Here is a 25,507-nt window from a genome sequence, read left to right as displayed (position 1 = left end):
GATCCTTTTTAGTTCATGGCCGCAACGCGCTCGACAATCCGGTCCATGGCCTCTGTGGCCTGGGGGGAAGTGGCGGGCAGATCCTCCGGGACGTCATTGAGCAGGATGGAGACCATGAGTTTTCGTCCGCTTGCCGCCGTGAGCACGCCAGAGAGCGCATGGGTGCCGTTCAGCGTCCCTGTCTTGGCATGGAAATGCCCGGCAACCATCGTGCCCTGGAAGCGCTTCGCGAGGGTCCCGTCCTCTCCGGCAAGGGGGAGGTCCTCTTCCCATTCCTTCCCCCATGGCTGCCGATCCGCCCAGAGCAGAAGAGAGACGATATCGCGCGGTGTCACACGGTTATAGCTGGACATACCTGAGCCATCGGCCAGGGTCAGGCGGTTGAAAATCACCCCGCTCTGCGCAAGCAGCGCCATACGCTCGCGTTGACCGGCTTCGACGCTGCCATCTCCTGCAATCAGACCCAGACGACGCAGAAGAAGCTCTGCGTGGAGATTCTGGCTGTCCTTCAGAATGACGCGGATATCGTTGCCGAGCGACATCTGCGGGTGCTGGGCAAGCAGGAGCGCCCGGGCGGGGAGTTCGAACCGGGTTTCGTCGGCAGCGCGATGGCGCGCCATGACATGGGCAGTGTGAATGCCCAGTGTTTCCAATCGTGCCCTTAAATGTTCTGCCGCCGTCAAGGCAGGATCAACCAGACCGAAAGATACCCGCATCGGAGAGGCATCACGCGGGAAAGTACCATTCAGCGTGCCCGTCTCCTGCCCTGGCATCAGGGCCATCCGCACAGATGCAGGACCGGTAGCTGTTGTCTCGACGCGATTGGCGAAGCGATAGGGTGGACTGATCTCCGTCAGGCGAGCCGGGAGGCCAGCTTTCAATGCGGGAGAAAGGGTCAGGGTGCCGATATTGTTGTCGAGTGTCAGGGCGGAAACTGCCGTACCGTAGGGCGATGCGAGATTGTTCCAGCTCCACCCTTCGCCCCAGCGTATGTCCGGGAACAGAGTGTCATCGCCGATCACCTTGTGGACGGATCGGATGCCCGCGGCAGAAACGGCGCTGGCCAGGGTGACAAGACAATGCTCCAGGCATTCAGAACTGTCTGAAAGAGCGGGATCGGCGGCACCCAGTAACACAAGGTCGGGCGATTTTCCCCGGTGCGGGATCAGATACAGGCGCGTTCCGGCGGTTGAAGCGTTGCTCTCAAGAATCGCGCGTGCGGCAAGGGCGGCCGCCGTGGTGAATAGCTTGGTGTTCGAGGCAGGGATGAAACGCTGAGTCGCGTTATGAGCGTATAGTGTGTGGTTGGCCGTGTCGGTCACCAGAATGCCCCAGCGCGCGCCTGTTGCCTCAAGCGGGGCCAGAAGTGGCGCGAGAGTGCTGGACAGGGCATCCCCCGCCTGCAGGTCCGGGGGGAGGCGGGGTGCGCAGGCGGCAAGCCCGATTGTCGAGGCCAGAAGAAGGGCAGCAAGACGCATGGAGGTCAGAATTCCATGCGCACGCCACCACGATAGGTGCGACCGAGCAGATTGGAATAGGTTGAGTCCGCTTCCAGCCCACTTGTCGGCAGGAGAATTGGCGGCGCATTGCCCAGGTTGGTGACGTTAAGGAAGAGCTGCATGGCGCCAACATTGCGTACGGGCAGCTTGTAGGTGAAATTCATGTCGAAATAGAAATTGCCCGGCACGCGGTTATTATTGATCGAAGGATAATTTGCGTTATAGGCCCCGCAGGTCGTGGTGCACTGCACGTAGCTGTTGGAATAATTCCCGGCGCTGATGCCGCGTGCCACGGCCGTGATGCTGTAGCTCTCGGCGCTATAGGTGGCCGAGAAGCGATAGATCCATTTCGGCGGTCCGTTGGTGATATCGCCCGCAGTATCGACCACATAACCCATGCCGGAATCGGAGACATATTTGAGATAATTGCTTGCCTGACCATGAATGGTGAAGGCCCCTCCCGCATCCCGCAGGATGCGTCGCAGCGGGAAGGTATAGGAGGCGTCGATATCGATGCCGCTGGTTTCCAGCTTCGCAAAATTGAAGGGTGAGGCGCTGATCAGCAGATCGCGTGTGCCGCTGGGGTCGGGGCGTATGGCAGAACAGAACGTGGTGTAGCCCTGATAACATTCATCGACGATGGATTGCGGATAGAATTGCTGGATGGCGTGCTTGATCTTGGTATGGAACCAGTCGATGGAGAGCGCGAGCCCCGGCACATAGCGCGGCGTGATGACCGCACCGACCACGGTCGTATTGGCTGTTTCCGGCTTGAGGTTCGGATTGCCCGTGGTGGTGGACAGCACGGTATTCGTCTTGCCGGTCGCAGGATCGAGGACGGTGGTCGTCTGCGACGTGCCTGCGTTATAAAGCTCGTTGATGTTCGGTGCGCGGATATCGTGAGACTGCGTGGCCCTGAAGAGAATGTCGCGCACAGGCTGCCAGGTGCCGCCAATCTTCCATGTCGTGACGTAGCCCGAGGTGGAATAATCGGTGGCGCGTACCGCACCATTGAAGGCCAGCCCGCGCGCAAGCGGCACGGCGGTTTCCAGATAGGCTTCCTTCACGTTGTAATTGCCGAAAGTGGGCAGGTAATTCCCGACGGACCAGCCTTTCTGATACTCGGTCGGGACATAGCCCGAAGCGCGCTCGTCGCGATATTCGCCACCGACGGCCACGTTCACATCGCCCGCCCAGGTGGCGAAAGGCGTGGTCGAGAGATTGACCCCCGACACGATCTCCTGAAAACGCTGCTCACGCCAGGGATTGCCCAGAACGTAGCCGATAGCGGCCTGCGACATGACCCCTGTGCCCAGCCAATCGATAGGCGCGCAGCCATTGCCCGGGTCGGTCAGGCTGGAACGACAGACAATCTGGCCCGCAGAGTTGCGCACGGCATCCGTCGCATTGGCGATCTTGGCGGTGTTCATCACGTTATTGATCTGCTCATGCGAATGCATGACGCCGTATTGCGCATAGGCCGTCCAAGAGGCGCGCCGCCCGAACATCGTGAAATTGCCCTCGCCACCGAAAGTATAGCGTTGAACGGTGCGGTAATTGTCGATCTGTCGATAGGGCATGTCGAGCGCGGTGGTGCCGACCGTCACCCCGGTGACGTTTTTAAGGGCGGCTGCGCCAAGCGCATCGACAAGATAGGGGTTGGTGCCCTTGATCGCTATCGAGCTGAGATATTGCGGACCCGCATTGTAGATATATTCGCTCTGGTTATAGGAGCCTTCCCCATAGAGCGTCATCCAGGGGGCGACGTCGTAACTCAGGCGGCCATACAGATTTTTGCGATCGCTTTCGGGCTGGAGCCCGAGATTGACATTGTTGTTGGCCAGAGCCTGATCGCCCCCCACGGACACACTCGAGGTCGAGAGAGTTCCGTAATTGTAACGGTTCACATTCCCACCCTGGCCGAAATAGAGGCCACGCAATGCATTCGTCACGCCACCCGTAGAGGCGTTGATGATTCCTCCCGGTAGGGCATTATTCGTGCCCGCATCGCCCACACGGATATAATAGGGCTGGCCATTTCCTGCTGCGTAGGCCGGGTTGGCCACGATGCGGTCGCCATTGCGGTTCCAGCCGCGATCGATGCTGAAAATGCCATCCTGATGAGCGTAATCGCCACTGAGCAGAACATGGCCCTTGCCACCTGCAAAGCCGAACCCTCCCGCAATGGCGGCATGCTCGTTCTGACCGTCACCATGATTCGAGATGCCTGAATCTGCATCGACCTTGAGCCCGGTATAGGTCTTGTCGAGAATGAAGTTGGTGACACCGGCCACCGCATCGGAGCCATATTGCGCCGATGCACCCCCGGTCACGACATCCACGCGTTTGACAAGCTGCTGGGGCAGGGTGTTGATATCGACAATGCCCGTAATGGCGGAGGCCGGAACGCGCCGCCCATCCAGAAGCACCAGCGAGCGCACAGGCCCCAGATTGCGCAGGTTGAGGGCGTTGATCCCTGCAAGGCCCGAGCTCAAGGCCAGAGTGGAATTCTGCGGCGTGACGCTTCCTGCAAATTGCGGCAACTGATTGACGAGGTCGGCCAGATTATTGGTGGGAGACTGGTTGCGGATCTCCTGGGCACTCAGCGAGCTTACGGGCGTGGGCGATTTAATACGGCTATTGGCAATATGGGTGCCCGTGACCGTCAGAACCTCACGACCTGAGGCCTCATTGTCAGAGCGGGATCGGGAAGGTGCCTTGATCTGCGGCGATCGCTGCGTTGGGGTGCCTTTGGCCGATTTCACATGGGACACCTGACCCTGCGGCGCATCCGGCGTCGTCTGGGCCCATGCGGCGCTACTTCCGCCTCCGGAAAGGATCGTGAAGGCCAGAAGTGTTTTGCGTACGGCCTGACTTGCACTCATGATCCTGCCCTTCGGTCGCTCGGTAATGACCATTACATTCCGTTATCGAACCAATATGGGAGCAGGTAACGCTAGGTGTCGATTTCGAAACGAAAGGCAAGCCATAACTTTCTGTTAAGGGGTTGGGAAACACCACGCGACAAACCACGCGCTCAGAACAGGGCTCTGATGGCCGTCCTGTGACAGGGGGGGAAGGTTTCGGCGGCCAGAAGGTGACCGCAGGATGGAGGCCGTCTGGACGTTAGAAAGCCCGCTCACGGACTTGAGCGCATGAGAGCCGTTTCAGCCCGGAGAGGGGCGCCATGTGGTGAGATAACGCATGAGGCTGAGAAGCACGGTCTGGGTCTCTCCAAGTCTGCTCTCATCGATCGTCCAGGGCGCCTGCTCATGCGCCATATAGGTGCTCTGGGCCATCTCCATCTGGATGGCATGGATGTTGCGTGAGGGCTGGCCGTAATGACGGGTTGTGTAGCCGCCCTTGAACCGCCCGTTGACGATGGTGGTCAGGCTGCTCTGGCCAGCAAGGAGCCTGCCCAGCGCATCTGTCAGGCGGACATCGCAGGATGCCCCGTCATTGGTCCCGAGGTTGAGGTCAGGCAGTTGCCCCTCGAAAAGCCGGGGCACGACCGAGCGTATGGAATGTCCGTCCCAGAGTACGGCCCAGCCCCATATACCTCGCAGTCTTTCGAGCTCCGCCTCCAACGCTGCATGATAGGGTTTCCAGTATGTCTCGAGACGGTGGGCGATCTCATCCTCTGCGGGGATTTCGCCGGGGCGATAGAGGTCGTCGCCGTCAAAGCTGAATTCTGGCACAAGCCCGGTTTTCGGCCGACCGGGATACAGCGTGGCATCATCGGGCCCACGATTGAGGTCAATGACGTAGCGCGAATATTTTGCTGCAATAACGCCCATACCCAGTTCAGGGGCGAAGTCATAAACGCGCTCCATATGCCAGTCCGTATCGGGTCGTGCCAGGCCAGTGGCGCTCATGCGCGCTTCCATGCCCGGGGCCAGAAGGATGCCATTATGCGGCAGCGCAATCAGGACCGGGGACTCGCCGCGTGTCAGGGTGAAAACGCTCGTTTCGCTCATGGCCCGGTTTCCTGTCTCTCTTTCTGGTCTGTTCTTGGGGGCGATCAATGATGCAGCTTCGTCACCACACGCCTGAAAGCATCCGCTATAGTCTTCTCCTGGCCATGGCGGCCGCCTTCGATGACCCATTCTCCCGCGACCAGCATATGTTGCACGGGCAGGCTCGGGCGGGCGAAGAGTGCGCCATCGAAAATCGCGTCCTGCTGGAGACCGGGCAGGGCCAAGGCTTCGGCGTCGAGAATGCAGAGATCGGCTCTCATGCCAGGGGCAAGTCTGCCGCCATTTTGCTGGCAGGCCTGTGCCCCGCCCTTGAGAGCCGCTTCGTAGAGATAACGCCCGACCGATCCCAGCGTGTCGCCCGGCAGGGCACAGCAGCGTTTCCGGCTCACAAGACGGCGACCGTACTCGAGAAGGCGCAGCTCTTCGGATACCGAGGGCAGGATATTGCTGTCCGTTCCGATACCGAAACGCCCGCCCTGGGTGATATAGGCTTCCAACGGGAACAGCCCGTCGCCCAGATTGGCTTCCGTGATGGGGCATAACCCGGCGACCGCTCCGGAGGCCGCAAGACGGCGGGTTTCATCCTGATCCAGATGGGTGGCATGAACCAGGCACCAGCGCCGGTCGACCGGCGCCTCGTCGAGGAGCCATGCCACAGGACGTCTGCCCAGATAATCGAGGCAGTCGGCAACTTCCTTCTGCTGTTCAGCGACATGGATGTGGATCGGCATGTCCTTGCCGATCATTCCCAGCATGCGGCCCAAACTCTCCCTGTCGACGGCGCGCAGCGAATGCAGCCCGAGCCCCGCCTTGATGAGGGGATTGCCCTTGTGCCGTGTCTCGATGGTCTCGAGAATGGTTGCGATAAACTCAGGTGAACTTGCGAAACGTGCCTGCTCGGGTGCCAGCGCCTTGCCGAACCCCGCGTGGCGGTAGAGCGTCGGCAATATGGTCACGCCAATGCCCGTATCCTGTGCGGCCTGAACGACAGCGAGGGCCATCTCCGCCTTGTCGTTATAGGCGTTTCCATCGGGCCCGCGATGCAGGTAATGGAATTCGCCCACCTGGGAAAAACCGGCCTTCAGCATTTCGAGATAGAGCTGGGCCGCAATGACACGCATATCGTCCGGCGTGATGCGCGAGGCAAGCGCATACATCTGCTTGCGCCAGGTCCAGAAGGAGTCGGCAGGATCGCGGCGTGTCTCCGCCAGTCCCGCCATGGCGCGCTGAAAGGCATGAGAATGCAGGCTGGCCAGTGGTGGCACCGCAATGTCGACGACCCGATCGCCCGCACGGGGTGTTTCATGGGCGTCGATCTGAACGAAATGCCCTCCCTCCCATTGCAGACGCACGTCATGACGCCAGCCACCGGGCAGGAAAGCCTGCCTGGCAAAAACCGCGCGAGGAGACGACATTTCGGACATCCGGAACTCCGCAGGATGAAAACAGGGGGATTGATCCGGAACCAAGAGCTCCGGCGAGGAATGTGTTGCGATTACCGTTGCGCGTTCACGCTCTCATAACTAGACATGTATAGATAAGTCAGGTCAAGCAGGACAGGAGTAGCGCAACGATGTGGGACAGGCTCTGGATCAACGCCCATCTTGCAACGCTTGCGCCCCATGCAGGTCATCACGATAGCGAGACAGAATCCGGCGTGCTGCGCGATGGGGCGATTGCGGTCGAACAGGGCCGGATTGCCTGGACAGGATTATGTCGAGAGCTCCCCGGCGCACCCGAAACCCTGGCGCAGGAGGTGATCGATTGCCGGGGAGCATGGATGACACCGGGGCTGATCGATCCACATACTCATCTTGTTTACGCCGGCGACAGAAGCGGGGAATTCTCCGAGCGTCTCAGCGGCGTATCCTATCAGGAGATCGCCCGACGCGGCGGGGGAATACTCTCCACTGTGAGAGCCACCAGGGCTGCAAGCGAGGACGAACTTTTCGCGCTTTCCGAGAAACGAGCCAGACGGCTCATGGCGAATGGCGTGACGACTCTGGAGATCAAATCCGGCTATGGACTGACGCTCGAGGACGAACTCAAACAGTTGCGTGTGGCGCGTCGTCTGGGTTCCGAACTGAGGCTGCGCGTGCATGTGAGCTTTCTCGGCGCTCATGCCTTGCCGCCTGAATTTGAGGGGCGTCGTGACGCCTATGTGGATCATCTTTGTGCCGACCTCCTGCCTCGAATTGCAGCCGAGGGACTGGCCGACAGCGTAGATGGCTTCTGCGAAGGCATTGCGTTTCAGCCTCACGAGATCGAGCGTCTGTTCATCGTGGCGCGGGATTGCGGTTTCACACTGCGCCTTCATGCCGATCAGCTTTCAGATCTGGGCGGTGCCATGCTTGCGGCCCGGCTCGGGGCTCTCTCTGCCGACCATGTGGAATATGCCCATGAGGAGGGTGTCAGGGCCATGGCGGCACAGGGCACGGTGGCGGTTCTCCTGCCGGGGGCATTTTATTTCGTCCGCGAGGAAAAACTGCCTCCCGTCGAGGCTTTTCGCAAGCATGGCGTGCGTATGGCGCTCGCGACGGATTGCAATCCTGGCACCTCGCCTCTGCTCTCCCCCACGGCCGTGATGAACATGGCCTGTACCCTGTTCCGGCTGACACCGCGCGAAGCGCTGGAAGGCCATACGCGTCACGCGGCCGCCGCGCTCGGACTCTCGGAAACCTGCGGTATGCTGGCGCCCGGAATGGCAGCCGACATGGCGCTCTGGGATATTACCGCCCCTCACGAGCTCGCCTACTGGATTGGCGGGGTGGTGCCTGTGGGGCGTGTCTTTGCGGGCGTCCCGGATCAGGCTCTCTGACGGGAGCAGCGAAGTCGGAAGCAGGGCGGTCATGATCCCGTGCTAAAGACTGGCGAGCCGGGTATGACCGGTATAGACATCTGGCGTGGGCAAAAAGGGGATGCAAGCGGGTGACCATATTGCTGGGCAAGGACAAGCCGGCCGCACGTTACGAGCAGGTCAAATCATATATCCTCTCCCGTATCGAGACGGGGGAGTGGGAGGTGGGGCACAGGCTTCCTTCCGAGAGTGAACTCGTCGATCTTCTGGGTGTGTCACGCATGACGGTCCATCGTGCCCTGCGCGAACTGACCGTTGATGGCGTGGTCACACGGGCACAGGGTGTAGGCACTTTTGTGGCCGAGCCGCTCAAGCGTGTCGAACTGCTCGAATTGCGCGACATTGCCGAAGATATCGTGTCGAACGGTCATACCCATACGACGCGTGTCATCACCCTGGATGCGATCCGGGCCGACAGCGATCTCGCCATGGCATTTGGCCAGCGCCCCGGCGCGCGACTTTTTCATTCGATCATCGTTCATCTCGAAGATGGGACGCCGCTTCAGGTTGAGGAACGCTTCGTCTCGCCCCATTTTGCCCCCGATTATCTGGAGCAGGATTTCAGCCTGTCGCACCCCCACCGGCATCTCTCCTCGATTTCCCACCCTGAGGAAATCGAGCATGTCGTCTTTGCTGTCACGCCCAGCCAGGAAACCTGCGATCTGCTCGACCTTGACGCCCCTGAAGCCTGCCTCCAACTCATGCGTCGCACCTGGGTGGACGAGCGTGTGGTGATGAAAGGCATCTTCACCTATCCCGGAAGTCGCTACAGCTTTGTCGGGCGTTATCGGCCCTGACAGGGCGACAAATTCCGCGGAACGCCCCAACTATCCGGGGTCGGAGGGAAGGGCTTGCATGGTCCGCATTCTCACTCTGGAAATGAGCCTCCGCGCTTCCGCGACAACAGGAACTCACGCGAGATACGCCAAGATGCGCGACGCATTGGCCTATCATTCGCAAAGCGTGACGATTTTCGATTGACAGGAAGAGCCCTTTTGACACACCTTGACATGTATATACATGTTCGGGTCAGGAGATGTCATGAGCGCCCAGGATTCTTCGCCAGCCAGGCTGGCCAATGACAGGGTTATTCGCGCGGCCCACGGGCCGGAGCTGACAGCGCGGTCGTGGCAGACCGAGGCGGCGCTGCGCATGCTGATGAATAATCTCGATCCCGATGTGGCCGAAAAGCCCTCTGAGCTGGTGGTTTATGGCGGCATCGGTCGGGCGGCCCGCAACTGGGCCTGCTATGACAGGATTGTCTCTGCCCTGACCGATCTGGACGCCGATCAGACGCTGCTCGTCCAGTCGGGCAAGCCGGTTGGTGTGTTCCGCACCCACCCCAACGCGCCGCGTGTTCTGATTGCCAATTCCAATCTGGTGCCGCACTGGGCAAACTGGGACCGGTTCAACGAACTCGATCGGGCCGGATTGATGATGTACGGCCAGATGACCGCAGGGTCGTGGATCTATATCGGCAGTCAGGGCATCGTGCAGGGGACATACGAGACCTTTGTCGAAATGGGGCGGCAATCCTATGGGGGGTCGTTGCGCGGCCGCTGGATCCTGACGGGTGGTCTGGGCGGCATGAGCGGTGCACAGCCCCTCGCCGCGGTCATGGCAGGTGCGTCGATGCTGGCGGTCGAATGTGAGCCGAGCCGTATCGAGAAGCGCCTTGAGACGGGCTATCTCGACCGCAAGACGGACTCGCTCGATGAGGCGCTCGAATGGATCGATGCAGCCTGCAAGGCCGATGCGCCGATTTCGGTGGGGCTGCTGGGCAATGCTGCTGAGATTTTTCCCGAGCTCCTGCGTCGCGGCGTCCGGCCCGATGCCGTGACCGATCAGACATCGGCCCATGATCCGCTGAACGGTTATCTGCCCGCAGGGTGGACGCTCGATCAGGCGGCTCATAAGCGCGTGACAGATCCCGCTGCCGTAGAGCGGGCCGCCAAGGACTCGATGCGTCTTCAGGTAGAGGCCATGGTGGCATTTCACCGTATGGGCGTCCCGACCTTCGATTACGGGAATAATATCCGGCAGATGGCCTTCGAGGTTGGATGCGAGGAAGCGTTCGCTTTCCCGGGTTTTGTTCCGGCCTATATACGGCCGCTCTTCTGCCGCGGCGTCGGGCCTTTTCGCTGGGCTGCTCTCTCTGGCGATCCCGAGGATATCTACAAGACCGATGCAAAGGTCAGGGAACTGCTCCCGCATGACACGCATCTGCACAACTGGCTCGACATGGCGCGCGAGAAGATCCAGTTCCAGGGCCTGCCCGCACGCATCTGCTGGGTTGGGCTCGGCGACCGCCACCGGCTCGGTCTTGCCTTCAACGAGATGGTCGCAAGCGGCGAGCTCAAGGCCCCTGTTGTGATCGGTCGGGACCATCTCGACAGCGGCTCAGTGGCCAGCCCGAACCGCGAGACCGAGGCCATGCAGGATGGGTCGGATGCCGTTTCCGACTGGCCCCTGCTCAATGCCCTGCTCAACACGGCTTCTGGCGCCACCTGGGTGTCGCTGCATCATGGCGGCGGCGTGGGAATGGGTTTCTCACAGCATGCGGGCATGGTCATCGTCGCCGATGGCACGGCGGAGGCCGCAAGCCGTCTGGAACGTGTGTTGTGGAATGACCCCGCGACCGGTGTCATGCGCCATGCCGATGCGGGCTACGATATCGCTAAAGACTGCGCCCGGGAACAGGGTCTCACCCTGCCCATGATCGACGGAGCCTGATCCATCATGAAGCCTGTTTTCACTCTCATTCCCGGCGCTCTCGATCTGGCGTCCCTGCGCAGCTTCATTCTCGACCAGCCTGAAATCCTGCTCGAGCCAGGCACCGAACCGCGCCTGCGCGAGGCCGCGCGCTCGGTCGACCGCATCGTGGCGGGCGGTGCGGCCGTCTATGGCGTGAATACCGGCTTCGGCAAGCTGGCCAAGACACGCATCCCCGATGAAAAGCTGCGTGATCTGCAACGCAACCTTGTGCTCAGCCATGCCGCGGGAATCGGCAAGCCTCTGGCCGAGCCGGTCGTGCGACTCATTCTGCTGCTGAAGGCCAATGGGCTGGCGAGAGGCTATTCGGGAGTGCGGTACGAGATCGTCCGCCTGCTGCTCGACATGCTCAATCGCGGGGTCATTCCCGTGATCCCGGAAAAAGGATCGGTCGGGGCATCGGGCGACCTCGCGCCTCTTGCTCATATGTCGGCGGTTGTCATCGGCGAGGGGGAGGCCTTCTTCGCCGGTGAGCGTCTGCCGGGCGCCGTGGCTCTGGAGCGTGCCGGGCTGAGGCCTGTCGAACTCGGGCCGAAAGAGGGGCTTGCCCTTCTCAATGGCACGCAAACCTCGACGGCTCTGGCTCTTATCGCTCTTTTCGAAGCGGAAACCCTTCACCAGACCGCGCTTGTGACCGGCGCGCTGACCCTCGATGCCGCACGGGGGACGGATGCTCCCTTCGATCCGAGGCTTCATGCCCTGCGCGGCCAGAAGGGCCAGATCGAATGTGCTGCCATTTATCGGGCGCTCATGGCCGGCTCTGCCATACGCGCGTCACATGAGATCGACGATGAGCGCGTGCAGGATCCCTATTGCCTGCGCTGCCAGCCCCAGGTCATGGGGGCTGCGCTGGACTCATTGCGCCATGCGGCTCACGTCCTGCTGATCGAGGCCAATGCCGTGTCGGACAACCCCATCCATTTCCCCGATACGGACGAAATGATCTCCGGGGGTAATTTCCATGCCGAACCTGTAGCCATCGCGGCCGATCTGATGGCGATTGCCGTATCGGAAATCGGGGCGATTGCGGAGCGTCGTCTTGCCCTGCTGGTCGATCCTGGCATGAGCGGATTACCGCCCTTTCTGGTCAATGACAGTGGCGTCAATTCCGGCTTCATGATTGCCCAGGTCACGGCAGCGGCCCTTGCTTCTGAAAACAAGACGCTTGCCCACCCGGCAAGCGTGGACAGCCTGCCTACCTCGGCCAATCAGGAAGACCACGTGTCGATGGCGACATTCGCGGCGCGCCGTGTTGGCGATATCAACGAGAATGTACGCACCATTCTTGGCATCGAATATCTTTCGGCCGTGCAGGGGCTCGATTTCCTGGCCCCGCTGCGTTCCTCCGCGCCGCTGGTCGCGGCGGCGGCCCTGCTGCGCGAGACCGTGCCGTTTTTCGCACAGGACCGGCTCTTCACGCCTGATATGGAGGCTGCCAATGCTCTTATTGCCTCAGGGGCGCTTGTCCATGCGGCGAGCCAATCGCTGAAGCTCCCCACGCTCGACGCCGCATGAGGGGGGTGATCGCGCCGGATGACGGCGCTTTCACGATCGAGGCGGCACGGGCACGCCGTCGCCTGCCTCGCCTGTTTGCGGATTATCTCGATGGCGGCGCCCATGGTGAGAAGACAATTCTCGCCAACCGCGCCGCTTTCACGCGCTGGTCGCTCCTGCCTCGCGGGTTGCGCGATGTATCCTGTATCGACCAGCAGACTACCTGTTTCGGCATGGCTCTGAAGGCGCCTGTCCTGCTCTCGCCGGTCGGGTTTGCCGGGCTGTTTCATAGCGATGGCGAGATCGGCGCGGCGCGGGCGGCGGAACGATGCGGGATTGCTTCGGCGCTTTCGAGCTTTTCCATCCATGCTCTGGAGGAGGTGGCGGCAGTAAAAGCGCCTCTCATGGCCCAGCTTTATATCCTGCGTGACCGTGGCGTGACGCAGGATATGCTCGACCGGGCCGCAGCGAGCGGGGTCGGGACGCTTGTTCTGACCATCGATACCGCTATCACACCCCTGCGCCCGCGCGACATCCGGAACGGGTTTCGTGACCGTGTGCGCCCCAGTCTCGGCCAGAGCATGGGTCTGGCCCGGCACCCGGCCTGGCTTCTCGACCGGTTGCGGGCAAGACGCAACGATCTGGGGACGATGGGGCGTTATACTGGAGCGCGCGGTATCATGGGGCAGGCCCGTGACATTGCATCCCGGATCGATCCCACCCTGTCATGGGCCGATCTGGAGATGCTGAGGGCATGCTGGAAAGGCCGCCTCGTTCTCAAGGGCGTGCTCCATCCCGATGATGCCCGGCAGGCGGTTTCCTGTGGCGTGGACGGGCTGATCCTGTCCAATCACGGTGGCCGACAGCTGGACCCTTCACCGTCGCCTCTCACCATGCTGCCCGACATACTGGACGCCACGCAGGATCGGCTCGATGTTGTGGTGGATGGCGGGGTGCGTCATGGCGGTGACGTCGTCACGGCCCTTGCGCTGGGCGCGCGGGCCGTTTCGCTGGGCCGCCCCTGGGCCTGGGCCCTGGCTGCGGGCGGAACGAAAAATGTAGAGACCGCCCTGCACCGGTTGATCCGTGAGACGGCGGATTGCATGGCGCTTACCGGGCTGTGCACGATCCAGGCGCTGCGCGAGGCAGGCCGGACTGTGCTTCACTCTGACGGATAAGGGTTCAGCCCTGCCTGGGCTTTTGTGAATCGCGTATGCGTTCCATGATGTAATCCCCGGCGGAGACGGGCATATAGAGGGCGTCTGTACCGGCTGGCAGGTTCAGATCGTGCGGATCGATCCGGGCGTCGTAATCCGGGTCGTAGAACGTTGCGAAAGAAACACGCTCGCGTCCGGACCGGTTGGTGACGCGATGCATGTTCGAGACATAGCGCCGGTTCGACCACCGGCACAGAAGGTCGCCGATATTGATGACGAGCGTTCCCGGAATGGGCGGCGCGGGAATCCAGGTACCATCAGGCCCCTGCACATCCAGCCCTCCGGTGTCATCCTGCCAGAGCAGGGTAATGCAGCCATAATCCGTATGAGGAGCCACCCCGAACTGATCTGCCTCGCGTTCCGGCGGGTGGGGCGGATACCAGATGGCCTGACTGCGCTGCAACGGTCTGGCATAGCGCGTGACAAAGAAATCGGGCGAGATCCCGAGCGAACAGGCGACAGCGCGCAGAAGTATTTGCCCGCATACGCCTACGGCCTCGAAATAGGCCTCCATGGCGGTGCGGAAACCTGGCCGCCCCTCGGGCCAGAGATTGGGGCCGCGCAAGGGCTGGCCCGCGAGGACAAGGGGATGATCCGGCGGCAGATCGAGCCCGATCTGGAAGAACTCCTTATAATCCGGATTGGCCGCGCCATACATGGTGGTGCGGTTGAGCGCGTTGAAACCCCTTACAGCCTGATGGGGCTTGCAAAGAAGTTTTTCTTCCATCGGAGCATGGAAAAAATCGAGTGCCTCGCGATGGATCCCCTCAAGCAGGCTTTCCGGAATGCCGTGGTTTCGCACGTAGCAGAAACCCGATTGTGAAAAGGCGGCATTGATGGCGCGTCCTGTCGCCTCAAGATTACCGGCACGGGCCGGGGCGAGATCGATGACAGGAAGATAGCTGAGATCGTTCATGAAAAGGCTCCGGCGGATTGAGGGTCAGGGAGAAGGGATCAAGGCGGCGAGACAGAGCGGGGCCTGTGGCCCGGACGGTGCCATCGGGGAAATGTTCAGGGGCGTATCGCCTGCGGCACTCTTCCCCTGGAGGACGCTGCCCGGGCCGAATGCCGGTCCGTGTCCGGCGACATGCCATGGGCCTCTCAGGGGAAGCAGGGTGAAATGCAGGGTATGGGGCAGTGTGAAAGGCGTCTCATGGGCGTGCAGAAGGGCAGGCTGTCCGTGCGAGGCCATCAGATTGAATGCCATGACCGGGCCCGAGGGGCAGGCCGCTGTCACGGTCATGCTGCCGTCGAAGCTCAGAATGGCGCCGGCACGGTCGAGATGATGAGGGCAGTCGCCCGCGGTGCTCAGGATCAGATGGCCGGGCGAGGCAAGGGCAAGATGGCGCACGAGGCCCGGGAAGGAAGAGAACGGACCATCCCCCTCGATCGAGGCAAGACTGACCCGCCATGTCCCGCTCTGTGTATCACCCCGAGCCAGTTCGCGGGTACGACCCTGACCGTTCTTCCAGTCCGTCTCCGGGAAGGTGGTGAGGTCGTGGGGCGCGATCATGGTCGTGCTGCGGGAAAGATCTTGCCGGGGTTGAGGATGTTTTTCGGATCGAGCGTGGCCTTGATACTGCGCATCACGTCGATCGAAACCGGGTCGTGTTCCTGCGGGAGGTAGTCACGTTTGGCCAGTCCCACCCCGTGCTCACCGCTTGCAGACCCGCCCAGAGAAAGGGCGCGGGCGATCAGTCTGGCATCGAGATCATGGGCGCGCGCCAAAGCGTCTTCCCCCGGTGGCACGAGCATGACCGTGTGAAAATTACCATCGCCGATATGGCCGACGATAGGCGCGGTAATGCCCGATGCCTCGATATCGCTCTTAGCGCCCAGAATCATCTCGGTCAGGGCGGATATGGGCACGATGGCATCTGTGGAAATGCCGACATAGCCGGGACGAAAGGCGAGACAGGCCCAGTAGACGGCATGACGGGCCTTCCAGAGTGCGGCGCGCTCATCATCGCGCGTACTCCAGGCGAAGGAAGCTCCCCCGTTATCCACACTCAGGGCCTCGATCGTGCCGATCTGCTCCGCCACGGCCTGCGGGCCGCCGGAAACCTCGAAAAACATGGTGGGCACGGGGCGATAGGAGTCGAGCTTCGAGTAGTCGATGCAAGCCTGCATCTGCACGTCGTCGAGCAGTTCCATGCGTGCAACCGGCAGGCCCATCTGCATGACCTGCACTGCAGTCTCGACACACCCCGCGAGGGTGTCGAACTGGCAGATGGCCGCGGCCGTGGTCTCAGGTATTCCCTGCAGGCGGAGCTGTATTTCGGTGACGATCCCGAGTGTTCCCTCCGAACCGATCATGAGATGGGTCAGGTCATAGCCCATGGCTGATTTGCGCACGCGCCCCCCGGTCTGCATGATGCGTCCATCGGCCAGCACGATAGTCAGGCCCAGCACGTTTTCGCGTATGGTACCATAGCGTACAGCCCCTGTCCCCGAGGCGCGTGTGGCGCACATACCGCCTATCGTTGCCTCGCCCCCCGGGTCGACCGGAAAGAAAAGTCCCAGATCACGCAGATGCAGGTTCAGGGCCTGACGGGTCACCCCGGCCTGAACGCGACAATCGAGATCATTTTCGTGGACCGCAATAATTGCCGTCATGCGCGACAGGTCGAGCGATACTCCACCCTCGACAGCATTGAGCTGCCCTTCAAGCGATGTGCCGCCACCGAAAGCCACAACGGGCAGGTCATGGGCGTTGCAGAATGCGAGGGCCTGCGAGACCTCCTCTGTCGTTTCGACATAAAGAACAGCATCGGGCGCATGGGCGGCGTGATAGCCTTCGCCGTGGCTGTGCTGTTCCAGCAGGGAGGGACTGCGCGAGACCCGTCCGGGAAACAGGGTGTCGAGTTCGGCGACAAGTCGGATACGGTCTGACGCAGAGGGTCTCATTTCAGGGCAGTTCCTCAAGGGCAGGGGGCTCGGCAAGAATGGCACGCAGTGCCTGGGTGAAACGCATGTTTTCCTCATCGAGGCCGATGGAGACGCGTATCCTGTCCGTGAACCCGGGTTCCTTCCAGGGTTTGACGATCACACCGTGACGGAGCAGCGCCTCCGCAACCGGTGCGGCAGGGCAGGGTAGTCTGACAAACAGGAAGTTACCGCTCGAGGGAGCGACGTCCAGGCCCATGGCCTCGATCCCGGCTTTGAGGACATTCCGAGCCCTGACCGTGGCCGCCACGCTCTCGCGCATATGGCTCTCTCCCTCCAAGGCAGCGAGGGCAGCGAGTTGTGCGACGATATTGGTATTGAACGGGTCGCGAACGGCCTCAAGCGCGGCGATCAGGGCGGGGGTGTCACTCAGGGCCCAGCCAATGCGCAACCCCGCCAGTCCCCATGCCTTGGAAAACGTTCCGAGCACGATCCAGGGGCGGGATTGGCGGCGCAGGACGCGGCGCGCATCCGGGTAATGCGCGGTGCGGGCCGCATATTCCCGATAAGCCTCGTCGATCACGATCAGACAGTCAGGGGGGCAGGCGGAAATCAGTGTTTCCAGCTGGGCCTCTGTCATCATGCAGCCCACAGGATTGGATGGATTGGAAAGGATGAGGATACGCGTTGGTCGGGATACCGCTGCGCAAAGGGCCTCGAGATCGAATTCGCAAGTCTCGGTGACCGGCACGGCATCGACGACCCCTCCCATCGCCACCGCGTTCAGGATATGCAGTCCGAACGAGGGCAGAACGGTCACCACCCTGTCGCCAGGGGAGATTACCGCCTGCATGATCATGCGTATGAGCTGTTCCGAGCCATTTCCCAGGATGAGCGTCTGCATAGGCTCATCCAGATAGGTGGCAAGACGCGCGCGCAGTCTCGGTTCTGCTTCGGGATAAAGGGCCAGCTTGTCGAAAAGGCCGGCTAGGGCCTCGCGCACCTGAGGCGGGGCCCCATGGGGATTTTCATTGCTGCCAAGTTTTGCGATAGAATCGAGACCGTATCGTTCCTTGACCGCGTCTGAGGCGAGACCAGCGTTATAGGCTGGCAGGGCCGCGATTTCGGGTCGGCAGCATGAGACGGATGACGGGGTTCCGGGGGAAGAATGCACGTCCGATATCCAGTTTATGGTTGTATAGACAAGATTAACGATATCGACCCGGATCATGCAAGCGTGAAGATTTATGGCGTCTTATACACAATCTTCATCTCGATTTTCTGCTTCTTCATTACGGAAATCAATTGACCTCTCTTGTACAGACAACATAGGCTCACTGTCAGATTGTGTCAGGAGATCATGCTGTGATGATGTCTGCCTCCCCCTTGTCGCCAGAACTGGTCAATGCGTTCCGTGATGACGGCGTCGTCATTCTGCGGGGTATTTTTACGCCCTGGATCGAGTCCCTGCGTGAGGGAATCGATCGGCTGATGGCGTCGCCCAGCCCACTTGAACGATCCTATCAGCCGGCAGACTCGGCGCCATTTTTTCAGGATCTCTGCAACTGGCAGCGGATCCCGGAATTCCGCACATTCATCGAGGACTCTCCTCTCGGGACTCTTGCTGCGTCGCTGATGGGCGCGCAGGAAGCGCGGTTTTTCCACGACCACGTTCTGGTCAAGGAGCCAGGAACATCGCTCGTGACGCCGTGGCACCAGGACCGTCCCTATTATTGTGTGAGCGGGCCGCAAAGCGTGAGTTTCTGGATTCCGCTCGACCCGGTGCCCCAGGCGAATGCGCTGGAATGTGTCGCCGGGTCCCATCGCTGGGGCGTCGATCACAAGCCCATGCGTTTTGACGGGACACCCCTCTATGCGGGCGATGACAGCACACCCATGCCGGATATCGATGCCGACAGGAGTGCTTACCGGATCGTCTCCGCCGCTATGGAGCCCGGCGATGCCGTTGCCTTCGATTTCGGGACGGTGCATGGGGCGGCTGCGACTCTGGGCGCGGTCACGAGGAGGCGGGTTTTCTCGGCGCGGCTGGTAGGCGATAATGCGCGCTTCGCCGACAGGGGCGGGAAGGGATCGCCCCCTTTCTCCCATCTGACCCTGCGAGATGGCGAGAAACTGGTGGGCCCCGATTTTCCTGTTCTCGCAACGGCAGCCTGAATGGCCGAGCCGGCTCCCGTTGCGCAGCGCAGGTCCCGAAAAGCCAGCACGATCCGTGCGTGGCTACGCCAGTGCCGCTGGCCGGGCGCGCGTCGTTTCGCGTCCTGCTGTCTTCTCACTTTGGCGACGTCGGGCGTCGCACAGGCCGGGTGTCTGGACACGATACGGGCATCGGGGGTGCTGCGCGTCGGGAATGGGCTGCTTGGCGCTCACCCCTCTCTCTGGCAAAGCCATGACGGGGTATATCACGGTATCGATGCCGACCTTCTGGACGTATTGACGCAACGCCTTGGTGTGGCACGTTCCGAATTCATCATCACCGAATGGCCGACCATGGTGCCCGGGCTCAAGGCGGGTCGCTGGGATATCGTTCTGAGCGACGTCAATATTACCGAAGAGCGGCGGATACGGGGGCATGTGTTATTCTCGACGCCTTACTTCATGCTCTATGACTATGTGATCGTGCTGGCGGACTCGCCGATCCGGTCTCTTGCCGATCTCAAGGGCAAGACGATTGCCTCTGTCATGGGGACCAGCGATTCAGCAACCGCGCATCGGCTGGTGGCCGATGGTGTGGCGGCCGATGTGGCTGATTTCGAGACGTTCGCCGACCCTTTCACGGCGCTGCGCAACCATCAGGTTGCGGCAGTGATCGTCGATCAGGGAACGCTTCATGCCCAGAAAGCGCATTTCACCGATCTGCGCACTGTGGGCACGCCCGTTTTCTATGCCCCGAAGCCGCGCTGGGCCGGGATACAGGCCAAGGCCCCGTATCGTCTTGGAAGCGAAGGGGTAGTCATTTCAGATCGCTGTCCAGATCTGAAGGTTGCTGTCGATGAGGCTCTGGACTCAATGCGTCGGGATGGCACAATAAGAACGATACTGAAACGTTACGGCGTATGGGAGCCGCAGCAGGATCACCTTGTCCTGCCCGACCGTACTGATTCGGAGTAGCTGGTTCCATGCTCGATTTCCTGGCCGAGGCGGGCGAATATCTGCCCTTTCTCCTGCGTGGAGCGCTCGTCACGATCGAGCTTTCTCTTGTCGCGATGCTGTTCGGGACGGTGACAGGATTTTTTATCGCCCTTGGCCGTCGTGCCAGGACACGATTGCTGAGATGGCCGCTCAATGCGTTCGTTGAGATCATGCGTGATACGCCTCTGATCGTGCAACTGCTGATCATCTATTTCACGCTGCCGCGCTGGGGCCTGACGCTTGGTGCCTTCCCGGCCGCCATTCTGGGTCTATCACTCAACCTCGCGGCCTATGTGTCCGAGGTATTCCGAAGCACCATCAATGCCGTGGATCGTGGGCAGAGAGAAGCCGCCATTTCGCTCGGAATGTCGGGGGTGCAACTTTACCGCCGCGTGATCATGCCCCAGGCGGGGCTGGCGGCATTGCCGATACTCGGGGGCTATTTCATTGCCCTGCTGAAAGATTGTGCGCTGGTGTCGTTCATTTCGGTCAACGAGCTTTTGCGCAATGCAAGCATCGTCATTTCAGACACGTTCGATGGGGGCAACATCTATCTGCTCGTGGCGATCATCTATTTTATCATGAGCTTTGCCTCCTCACGTCTGATCCTTCATCTCGAGAACCGGCTCGCCCATAATCGCCGATCCGGACCCGATAGGATGTCTGGCACAGTTCCGACCATGGAGAAGGAGGCCGTGCGATGAATCCTGTCCTGACGGTCAGACAGCTTGGCAAGAGTTATGGGGGCAGGGCGGTACTCGATGGGGTGGACCTCGTTGTTGAGGAGGGTGAAATTGCCTGTCTCATCGGTCCGAGCGGGGCGGGAAAATCAACCATTCTGCGTTGTCTGAATTTCCTCGAAACGCCGGATCGTGGCGAGATCACATTCGGGGGCGAGCGACTCTGTTCCGAGGACGGCAATCTTTTCCAGATATCCCCCAGGCGCCAATTGCAGGCGGCGCGGGCCCGCATGCCCATGGTCTTCCAGCATTTCAACCTGTTCTCGCATCGTACTGTGCTCGAAAATGTGATGGAGGGGCCCTGCGTGGTTCAGGGGCGCCCAAGGGAAGAAGCACGCATGATGGCCAGTGCCCATCTCGACCGGGTGGGAATGCTGGGCTTTGCGCAGCATTACCCCGATCGTCTTTCGGGGGGGCAGAAACAGCGCGTGGCGATTGCCCGAGCCCTGGCCATGTCGCCTGCCCTGATTCTTTTCGATGAGCCGACAAGCGCTCTCGACCCGGCGCTGGTGCGTGAGGTCGAGAGCGTGATGCGCGACCTCTCACGCGATGGATTGACCATGATCGTGGTCAGCCATGACATGCGCCTGGTGCGCAGCATCGCCTCGACCGTCCATTTCTGCGCTGAAGGCCGTATTGCCGCAAGCGGACCGGCCGGCCAAATGCTCGGGTCGCAAGCCCCTCTGTCGATGCGCGTTTTTCTGGAGGCCGTGTCCGACCTTGCCGGGCAGGAGTAACATGATGAAGCATCCCCCTCTCGATCGGAACTCCACATCAATATCCGCGGAGCATGCTCAGCCGGATGACGGCAGCATGACCGAAGTCGAATTCGAAACGATCTATCCGATTGCGTCGTCAAGACGTCATGGCAAGCCATCGGACCTGTTCGGCCTGTGGTTTGGCGCCAACATGACCATGCTGGCCGTCGCAACGGGCGGGGTCATGCGGGGAGAGTTCCATCTGACCCCCCTGATGGCCTTGCTGGCAGCGCTTATAGGCAATGTCGTGGGCGGAGTGTTCATGGCGCTTCACGCGGCGCAGGGGCCTCACCTCGGTATTCCGCAGATGATCCAGTCCCGCGCCCAGTTCGGCATGATCGGGGCAGCCCCCATGACGGCACTGATCGTGCTGATGTTTCTCGGTTTTGCTGCGTCGAATCTGGTTCTGGGCGCGCAGGGGCTTGCCATGATGCTCCCTTTTCTGGGGGGTACACCGGGCATGATCGCCATTGCTGTCATTTCAGCCGTCCCTGCCGTTCTGGGTTATCGCGCCATTCATCGCCTAACCCATTACATTGCCCTGCTCTGTGGGGGGGCGATCATGCTTTGTCTGGGTGCCGTATTATTCGCGCCCTCTGCCCCGGGCATAGCGCTGACAACCGGGGGGCATGACACGGTTTCCGGCTTTCTGGGAGCCATGTCCATCGCCGCACTCTGGCAGATTGCCTATGCACCCTATGTTTCGGATTATTCGCGTTATCTGCCGCGGACGCGGACAGGTGAAAAACAGGCCTTTCACGCGACATACTGGGGCTGTGTGCTGGGCTCACTGGTCGCGATGGTCGTGGGCGCTCTCGCCGGACCGGCTGTCAATGACCGCCTGATCCAGTGCCTCGGTTCTGCGGCTGCTCCCATTCTGGGCGTGCTGTCGCTGGGACTGGTCGTGGCGAACGCCATGACGCTTTATTGTGGAGCGCTTTCCTCCATCACCGTGCTCCATACCCTCGCCCCGACGCATCGTTTCGGCAAAGGGTGGCGTGGAGCGGTGACCCTGGTTTTGCTTGCCCTGTCCTTCGTGCTGGCACTCTTCATGGCGGGGCGGTTCGAGACCGCCTATGCGAGTTTCCTCGAACTTCTCATGTCGATCATGGTGCCGTGGTCGGCGATCAATCTGCTCGATTATTACGTTCTGCGGCATGGAGACTATGATCTCCCGTCGCTTTTCAGACGCGATGGAGGTGTGTACGGACGGTATAACGGTCCGGCTCTGCTCGCCTATACAATAGGGTTGGCAGCACAAGTCCCGTTCATATCGACGGGACTCTATACCGGGACTATGGCGCGTTTGCTGGGCGGGGCCGATCTCTCATGGATTGCCGGACTGGCCGTCACAACCGTGATTTATCTTGCGACAGCCCGTATGTCGAGACATGTGAAATGATTACGAATCCGGCTCGAATTTAGTTGACCGTACTCGTATATACATCTTAGCGTTGCGTTATGGTCAGCCTTTTCCGGGGCGGGCCCTTCCTCCTTCGAGAGCAGCTCGCCCGTCTCCGGCCGCGAGCCGCCAGCATAGCGCGACGGTGACTCATCATGCGGATCATTTCGTTTTCAAAACTTTGTCTGATCTCGACCATGCTCGTTTCTGCCGCAGCCCCGCACGCCATGGCACAGAGCACCCCCGCTCCGGCGCACGGCACGAAAGCGAAGGCAGGAACCCCGCCTCGGGCCGCCCGCGCAAAAGTGGCGGCGGTCACGCCCCAGGCCGTCGGGAAATCGGCGGTTTATCTCAGCTCGACTTCCGAGACATTCGACGTCAAGGCCAAGCACATCACGCGCGGTGCTCTCGTGACGGTGAGCCAGAAGCTCCTGTCTCAGGCTCCAGCCGGAACGAACCCTCTCAAGGTGCTGTCGCAATTGCCTGGCATCATGTTCCAGTCTGCTGAGCCCCAGGGTGTCGATATCTGGTCGCAACAGCTCTTCATGCACGGCTTCCAGCAGCAGGAGATCGGTTTCACGCTGGATGGCATGCCGCTGGGTGAGCAATCCCTGCGTAATTATAACGGGCTGAACACGCTACTCGCGATTTCAGCGGAAAATATTTTCCGCATCGATATCTCCCAATCCGCCGGTGCCGAGGATGTAGCCTCGACCAGCAATCTCGGCGGGTCGCTGGCTTATATATCGCGCGACCCGGCTCACAAGCTGGGCGGGACGATCAATCAGGGTTTTGGCAGCTATGCCAATTACCACACCTTCCTCCGCTTCGACAGCGGCGATCTCAATCGGACGGGTACGCGGTTCTATACCTCCTATAGCCGGCAGGACGGCCAGATCTGGAAGGGGACGGGCGATCAGTTCATCCAGCAGGTCAACGCCAAACTGGTGCAGCCCCTCGGGCAGGAGAGCTATTTCTCGACCTATTTCGACTGGGCCGATGAGCATCAGTTCTCGACGCCCGATACCTCGCCCGAGGTAATCCAGAAGGTCGGTTACAAGGTCGCCAATTACTATAATGGCAAGCAGAGCGGGCTGCAGGCAGCCATCAATGCGGCGAACGGCATTTTCCCCTCCTCCTTTGCCGGGCTGGAGGATCCTGAGGACTCCGCCTATTATGACGCGACCCTCAACAGCGCCGATTATCTGGGGGGCATGAGGGCGCATCTGCAACTTACGGATCACCTGCTCTGGGATAGTACGGCCTATGGTCACGGAGAGACCAACCAGGCGACATGGACCACGCCCTACTACCCCTCTCCGAATGGCTCGCCGCTTTCCGAATTGCGCAAGGCGCCAGGCATCAAGCGCCTCGGGTTTTTCTCGCGTGTTCAGTATGAAACCCGTGACAACACGCTGGGCGGCGGTGTCTGGTATGAGAACAACAGCTATCAGTCACCCGAGTATGTGTTCCAGATGCCGAACATCGTGGATGGCCAGTTGACCGAGAAGCTGCCCAATCCGCTGGATTACTGGAAGCATCCCTTCGCCAAGATATTCAATCAGGATTACAGCACGAACACCTTCACGGCCTTCGTTCAGGACACGTATCGTCCCATCGAGCATCTGGCGCTCCATTTCGGGTTCAAATCCGTGCTGAGCACCACACGCGTGGGTAATGGCTATGCCAATCCGGATTATTATTCGCCGACGACGCAGCTTGCGAGTGGCGTCGGTCTGACCACGGCTGAGGCATTCCTGCCGCATATCAGTGCGGACTGGCATTTCCTCACGCATCACGAGCTCTTCTTCGACATTTCCGAAAACGTCCATACCTATGCGCAATGCGGTTACAAGCTTTGCGCGTCGCCTTTTGCCGTGACACAAACGGCATTCGATCAGGGCAAATCCTCGTTCAGGCCTGAGACGGCCTGGACCTATGCAGCGGGGTATCGTTATTCAAGCCAGTACGCTGGGCTATCGATCTATGGCTATCGCACGAATTTCAACAACCGGCTCCAGCAGGTCACTTCGGGCTCCTCCGTCAATCCCATTTCCACTGTCTCGAATGTAGGCGGGGTCACGATGAATGGTGTCGATACGGCACTCACCATCATGCCGGTACGTAATCTCGTCTTCACCAACAGCTTCAGCTACGACCATGCGACCTATGACCAGAATATCAACGAGGCAGGCACGGTCTATCACCTCAAAGGCGCGCAGATCGTCAATTATCCGCGCTACATGTACAAAACCCGCCTTTCCTATGACTGGCAGGGTCTGACGGCCTATGTCGATGCAAGTTTCAACAGCAAGCGCAACTTCAGCTATACGGGCGATGTCAAGGTGCCGTCCTACTGGCTCTCCAATCTGGGGATCCAGTATAATCTTACCCATATTGCCGCGATCAAGCGGAGCCTGCATCCTCTGAAGGACCTGACCCTCTCTCTGAGTGTCACCAATCTGCAGAACACGCATTACATCGCAACGATGGGAGAAAACGGAAACCCGCTGAACATTGCGAATGGCGCATTATCCTATCAGTCCTTCCTGATCGGCGCGCCGCGCATGGCATTCGGCTCGATCAGCGCCAATTTCTGAGGACTTGCCCTCGGGAGAGATCGGGGGCCACGTGCGACACCGCCAGACCGGGGCAGGATGATCCTGCCCCGGTTGTTTTCTATCACACCTGGAGGGTTCGAAGAACCGTTGATTGGCGCGGCTGGCTCCTGATTTCTGGTTTGTGGCGTGCTGAC

19 protein-coding genes are annotated in these 25,507 nt (G+C 60.6%); 11 read left to right on the top strand and 8 right to left on the bottom strand.

Going from position 1 to position 25,507, the window contains the following annotated elements:
• Nucleotides 1–8: 8 nt before the first annotated feature.
• From dacB to AA0535_RS09840, 4 genes are all read right to left on the bottom strand, one after another.
• Complete coding sequence (gene dacB / locus AA0535_RS09855; RefSeq protein ID WP_264815843.1) at nucleotides 9–1,478, bottom strand: D-alanyl-D-alanine carboxypeptidase/D-alanyl-D-alanine endopeptidase; 1,470 nt, start codon at nucleotides 1,476–1,478, stop codon at nucleotides 9–11.
• 5 nt (nucleotides 1,479–1,483) lie between these two features.
• On the bottom strand, nucleotides 1,484–4,384 hold the full coding sequence (locus AA0535_RS09850; RefSeq protein ID WP_264815842.1) for a TonB-dependent receptor plug domain-containing protein: 2,901 nt from the start codon (nucleotides 4,382–4,384) through the stop codon (nucleotides 1,484–1,486).
• A gap of 282 nt (nucleotides 4,385–4,666) precedes the next feature.
• Nucleotides 4,667–5,476 (bottom strand): N-formylglutamate deformylase, encoded by an 810-nt coding sequence (gene hutG, locus AA0535_RS09845; RefSeq protein ID WP_264815841.1) that lies wholly within the window; start codon nucleotides 5,474–5,476, stop codon nucleotides 4,667–4,669.
• Between the two features lie 44 nt (nucleotides 5,477–5,520).
• Nucleotides 5,521–6,891, bottom strand: coding sequence for a formimidoylglutamate deiminase (locus AA0535_RS09840; RefSeq protein WP_264815839.1), 1,371 nt, complete (start codon nucleotides 6,889–6,891; stop codon nucleotides 5,521–5,523).
• A gap of 158 nt (nucleotides 6,892–7,049) precedes the next feature.
• On the opposite strand from AA0535_RS09840, the gene hutI reads away from it, so the two are divergent.
• The 5 genes from hutI to AA0535_RS09815 all read left to right on the top strand — a co-directional run bounded on the left by hutI (nucleotide 7,050) and on the right by AA0535_RS09815 (nucleotide 13,777).
• Nucleotides 7,050–8,294 carry an imidazolonepropionase gene (hutI, locus tag AA0535_RS09835; protein WP_264815837.1) on the top strand — a complete coding sequence of 415 codons (1,245 nt, stop codon included), beginning with the start codon at nucleotides 7,050–7,052 and terminating at the stop codon, nucleotides 8,292–8,294.
• A gap of 110 nt (nucleotides 8,295–8,404) precedes the next feature.
• On the top strand, nucleotides 8,405–9,130 hold the full coding sequence (gene hutC, locus AA0535_RS09830; protein WP_264815835.1) for a histidine utilization repressor: 726 nt from the start codon (nucleotides 8,405–8,407) through the stop codon (nucleotides 9,128–9,130).
• A gap of 244 nt (nucleotides 9,131–9,374) precedes the next feature.
• Nucleotides 9,375–11,066, top strand: a complete 1,692-nt coding sequence (hutU, locus tag AA0535_RS09825; protein WP_264815834.1) for a urocanate hydratase — start codon at nucleotides 9,375–9,377, stop codon at nucleotides 11,064–11,066.
• Nucleotides 11,067–11,072: 6 nt separating this feature from the next.
• Nucleotides 11,073–12,620, top strand: a complete 1,548-nt coding sequence (hutH, locus tag AA0535_RS09820) for a histidine ammonia-lyase (protein ID WP_264815832.1) — start codon at nucleotides 11,073–11,075, stop codon at nucleotides 12,618–12,620.
• Nucleotides 12,617–13,777, top strand: coding sequence for an alpha-hydroxy acid oxidase (locus AA0535_RS09815; RefSeq protein ID WP_264815829.1), 1,161 nt, complete (start codon nucleotides 12,617–12,619; stop codon nucleotides 13,775–13,777). Before hutH ends, AA0535_RS09815 begins: the two co-directional genes overlap by 4 nt.
• Nucleotides 13,778–13,781: 4 nt before the next feature.
• On the opposite strand, the gene AA0535_RS09810 is transcribed toward AA0535_RS09815, so the two are convergent.
• The 4 genes from AA0535_RS09810 to AA0535_RS09795 are packed head-to-tail and all read right to left on the bottom strand — an operon-like array spanning nucleotide 13,782 to nucleotide 17,876.
• The gene (locus tag AA0535_RS09810) at nucleotides 13,782–14,732 is read right to left on the bottom strand and encodes an isopenicillin N synthase family dioxygenase (protein WP_264815828.1); all 951 of its coding nucleotides are present in this window, start codon (nucleotides 14,730–14,732) and stop codon (nucleotides 13,782–13,784) included.
• Nucleotides 14,733–14,756: 24 nt separating this feature from the next.
• Nucleotides 14,757–15,329: a HutD/Ves family protein gene (locus AA0535_RS09805; protein WP_264815827.1), complete on the bottom strand. Its 573-nt coding sequence runs from the start codon at nucleotides 15,327–15,329 to the stop codon at nucleotides 14,757–14,759.
• Entirely contained in the window at nucleotides 15,326–16,723 is a 1,398-nt protein-coding gene (locus tag AA0535_RS09800; RefSeq protein WP_264815826.1) for an FAD-binding oxidoreductase, read from the bottom strand. The genes AA0535_RS09805 and AA0535_RS09800 overlap by 4 nt, the downstream gene beginning before the upstream one ends.
• 1 nt (nucleotide 16,724) lies before the next feature.
• A complete protein-coding gene (locus tag AA0535_RS09795) occupies nucleotides 16,725–17,876 on the bottom strand; it encodes an aminotransferase class I/II-fold pyridoxal phosphate-dependent enzyme (protein WP_264815824.1) in 1,152 nt (383 codons plus the stop codon).
• Between the two features lie 194 nt (nucleotides 17,877–18,070).
• Between AA0535_RS09795 and AA0535_RS09790 the strand changes: the two genes are divergently transcribed.
• The 6 genes from AA0535_RS09790 to AA0535_RS09765 all read left to right on the top strand — a co-directional run bounded on the left by AA0535_RS09790 (nucleotide 18,071) and on the right by AA0535_RS09765 (nucleotide 25,352).
• Nucleotides 18,071–18,877, top strand: a complete 807-nt coding sequence (locus tag AA0535_RS09790; protein WP_264815823.1) for a phytanoyl-CoA dioxygenase family protein — start codon at nucleotides 18,071–18,073, stop codon at nucleotides 18,875–18,877.
• Entirely contained in the window at nucleotides 18,878–19,831 is a 954-nt protein-coding gene (locus AA0535_RS09785; RefSeq protein WP_264815821.1) for a substrate-binding periplasmic protein, read from the top strand.
• A gap of 8 nt (nucleotides 19,832–19,839) precedes the next feature.
• Complete coding sequence (locus AA0535_RS09780) at nucleotides 19,840–20,556, top strand: amino acid ABC transporter permease (protein ID WP_264815820.1); 717 nt, start codon at nucleotides 19,840–19,842, stop codon at nucleotides 20,554–20,556.
• Nucleotides 20,553–21,329: an amino acid ABC transporter ATP-binding protein gene (locus tag AA0535_RS09775; protein ID WP_264815818.1), complete on the top strand. Its 777-nt coding sequence runs from the start codon at nucleotides 20,553–20,555 to the stop codon at nucleotides 21,327–21,329. The genes AA0535_RS09780 and AA0535_RS09775 overlap by 4 nt, the downstream gene beginning before the upstream one ends.
• A 76-nt stretch (nucleotides 21,330–21,405) precedes the next feature.
• Complete coding sequence (locus AA0535_RS09770; protein ID WP_264815817.1) at nucleotides 21,406–22,752, top strand: purine-cytosine permease family protein; 1,347 nt, start codon at nucleotides 21,406–21,408, stop codon at nucleotides 22,750–22,752.
• Nucleotides 22,753–22,949: 197 nt separating this feature from the next.
• Entirely contained in the window at nucleotides 22,950–25,352 is a 2,403-nt protein-coding gene (locus AA0535_RS09765; protein WP_264815816.1) for a TonB-dependent receptor, read from the top strand.
• The last annotated feature ends 155 nt before the right edge of the window (nucleotides 25,353–25,507 follow it).

The organism is Asaia krungthepensis NRIC 0535 (assembly GCF_025995175.1).
Taxonomy (GTDB): Bacteria; Pseudomonadota; Alphaproteobacteria; order Acetobacterales; family Acetobacteraceae; genus Asaia; species Asaia krungthepensis.
The sequence above is the reverse complement of the archived record's forward strand: the minus strand, read 5'-3'. Positions and strand labels throughout refer to the sequence as shown.

Coding starts and splice junctions, on each gene's coding strand:
- dacB (WP_264815843.1), bottom strand. CDS start 1,478: ATGCGTCTTGCTGCCCTTCTTCTGGCCTCGACAATCGGGCTTGCCGCC.
- AA0535_RS09850 (WP_264815842.1), bottom strand. CDS start 4,384: ATGAGTGCAAGTCAGGCCGTACGCAAAACACTTCTGGCCTTCACGATC.
- hutG (WP_264815841.1), bottom strand. CDS start 5,476: ATGAGCGAAACGAGCGTTTTCACCCTGACACGCGGCGAGTCCCCGGTC.
- AA0535_RS09840 (WP_264815839.1), bottom strand. CDS start 6,891: ATGTCGTCTCCTCGCGCGGTTTTTGCCAGGCAGGCTTTCCTGCCCGGT.
- hutI (WP_264815837.1), top strand. CDS start 7,050: ATGTGGGACAGGCTCTGGATCAACGCCCATCTTGCAACGCTTGCGCCC.
- hutU (WP_264815834.1), top strand. CDS start 9,375: ATGAGCGCCCAGGATTCTTCGCCAGCCAGGCTGGCCAATGACAGGGTT.
- hutH (WP_264815832.1), top strand. CDS start 11,073: ATGAAGCCTGTTTTCACTCTCATTCCCGGCGCTCTCGATCTGGCGTCC.
- AA0535_RS09815 (WP_264815829.1), top strand. CDS start 12,617: ATGAGGGGGGTGATCGCGCCGGATGACGGCGCTTTCACGATCGAGGCG.
- AA0535_RS09810 (WP_264815828.1), bottom strand. CDS start 14,732: ATGAACGATCTCAGCTATCTTCCTGTCATCGATCTCGCCCCGGCCCGT.
- AA0535_RS09805 (WP_264815827.1), bottom strand. CDS start 15,329: ATGATCGCGCCCCACGACCTCACCACCTTCCCGGAGACGGACTGGAAG.
- AA0535_RS09800 (WP_264815826.1), bottom strand. CDS start 16,723: ATGAGACCCTCTGCGTCAGACCGTATCCGACTTGTCGCCGAACTCGAC.
- AA0535_RS09790 (WP_264815823.1), top strand. CDS start 18,071: ATGATGTCTGCCTCCCCCTTGTCGCCAGAACTGGTCAATGCGTTCCGT.
- AA0535_RS09785 (WP_264815821.1), top strand. CDS start 18,878: ATGGCCGAGCCGGCTCCCGTTGCGCAGCGCAGGTCCCGAAAAGCCAGC.
- AA0535_RS09780 (WP_264815820.1), top strand. CDS start 19,840: ATGCTCGATTTCCTGGCCGAGGCGGGCGAATATCTGCCCTTTCTCCTG.
- AA0535_RS09775 (WP_264815818.1), top strand. CDS start 20,553: ATGAATCCTGTCCTGACGGTCAGACAGCTTGGCAAGAGTTATGGGGGC.
- AA0535_RS09770 (WP_264815817.1), top strand. CDS start 21,406: ATGACCGAAGTCGAATTCGAAACGATCTATCCGATTGCGTCGTCAAGA.
- AA0535_RS09765 (WP_264815816.1), top strand. CDS start 22,950: ATGCTCGTTTCTGCCGCAGCCCCGCACGCCATGGCACAGAGCACCCCC.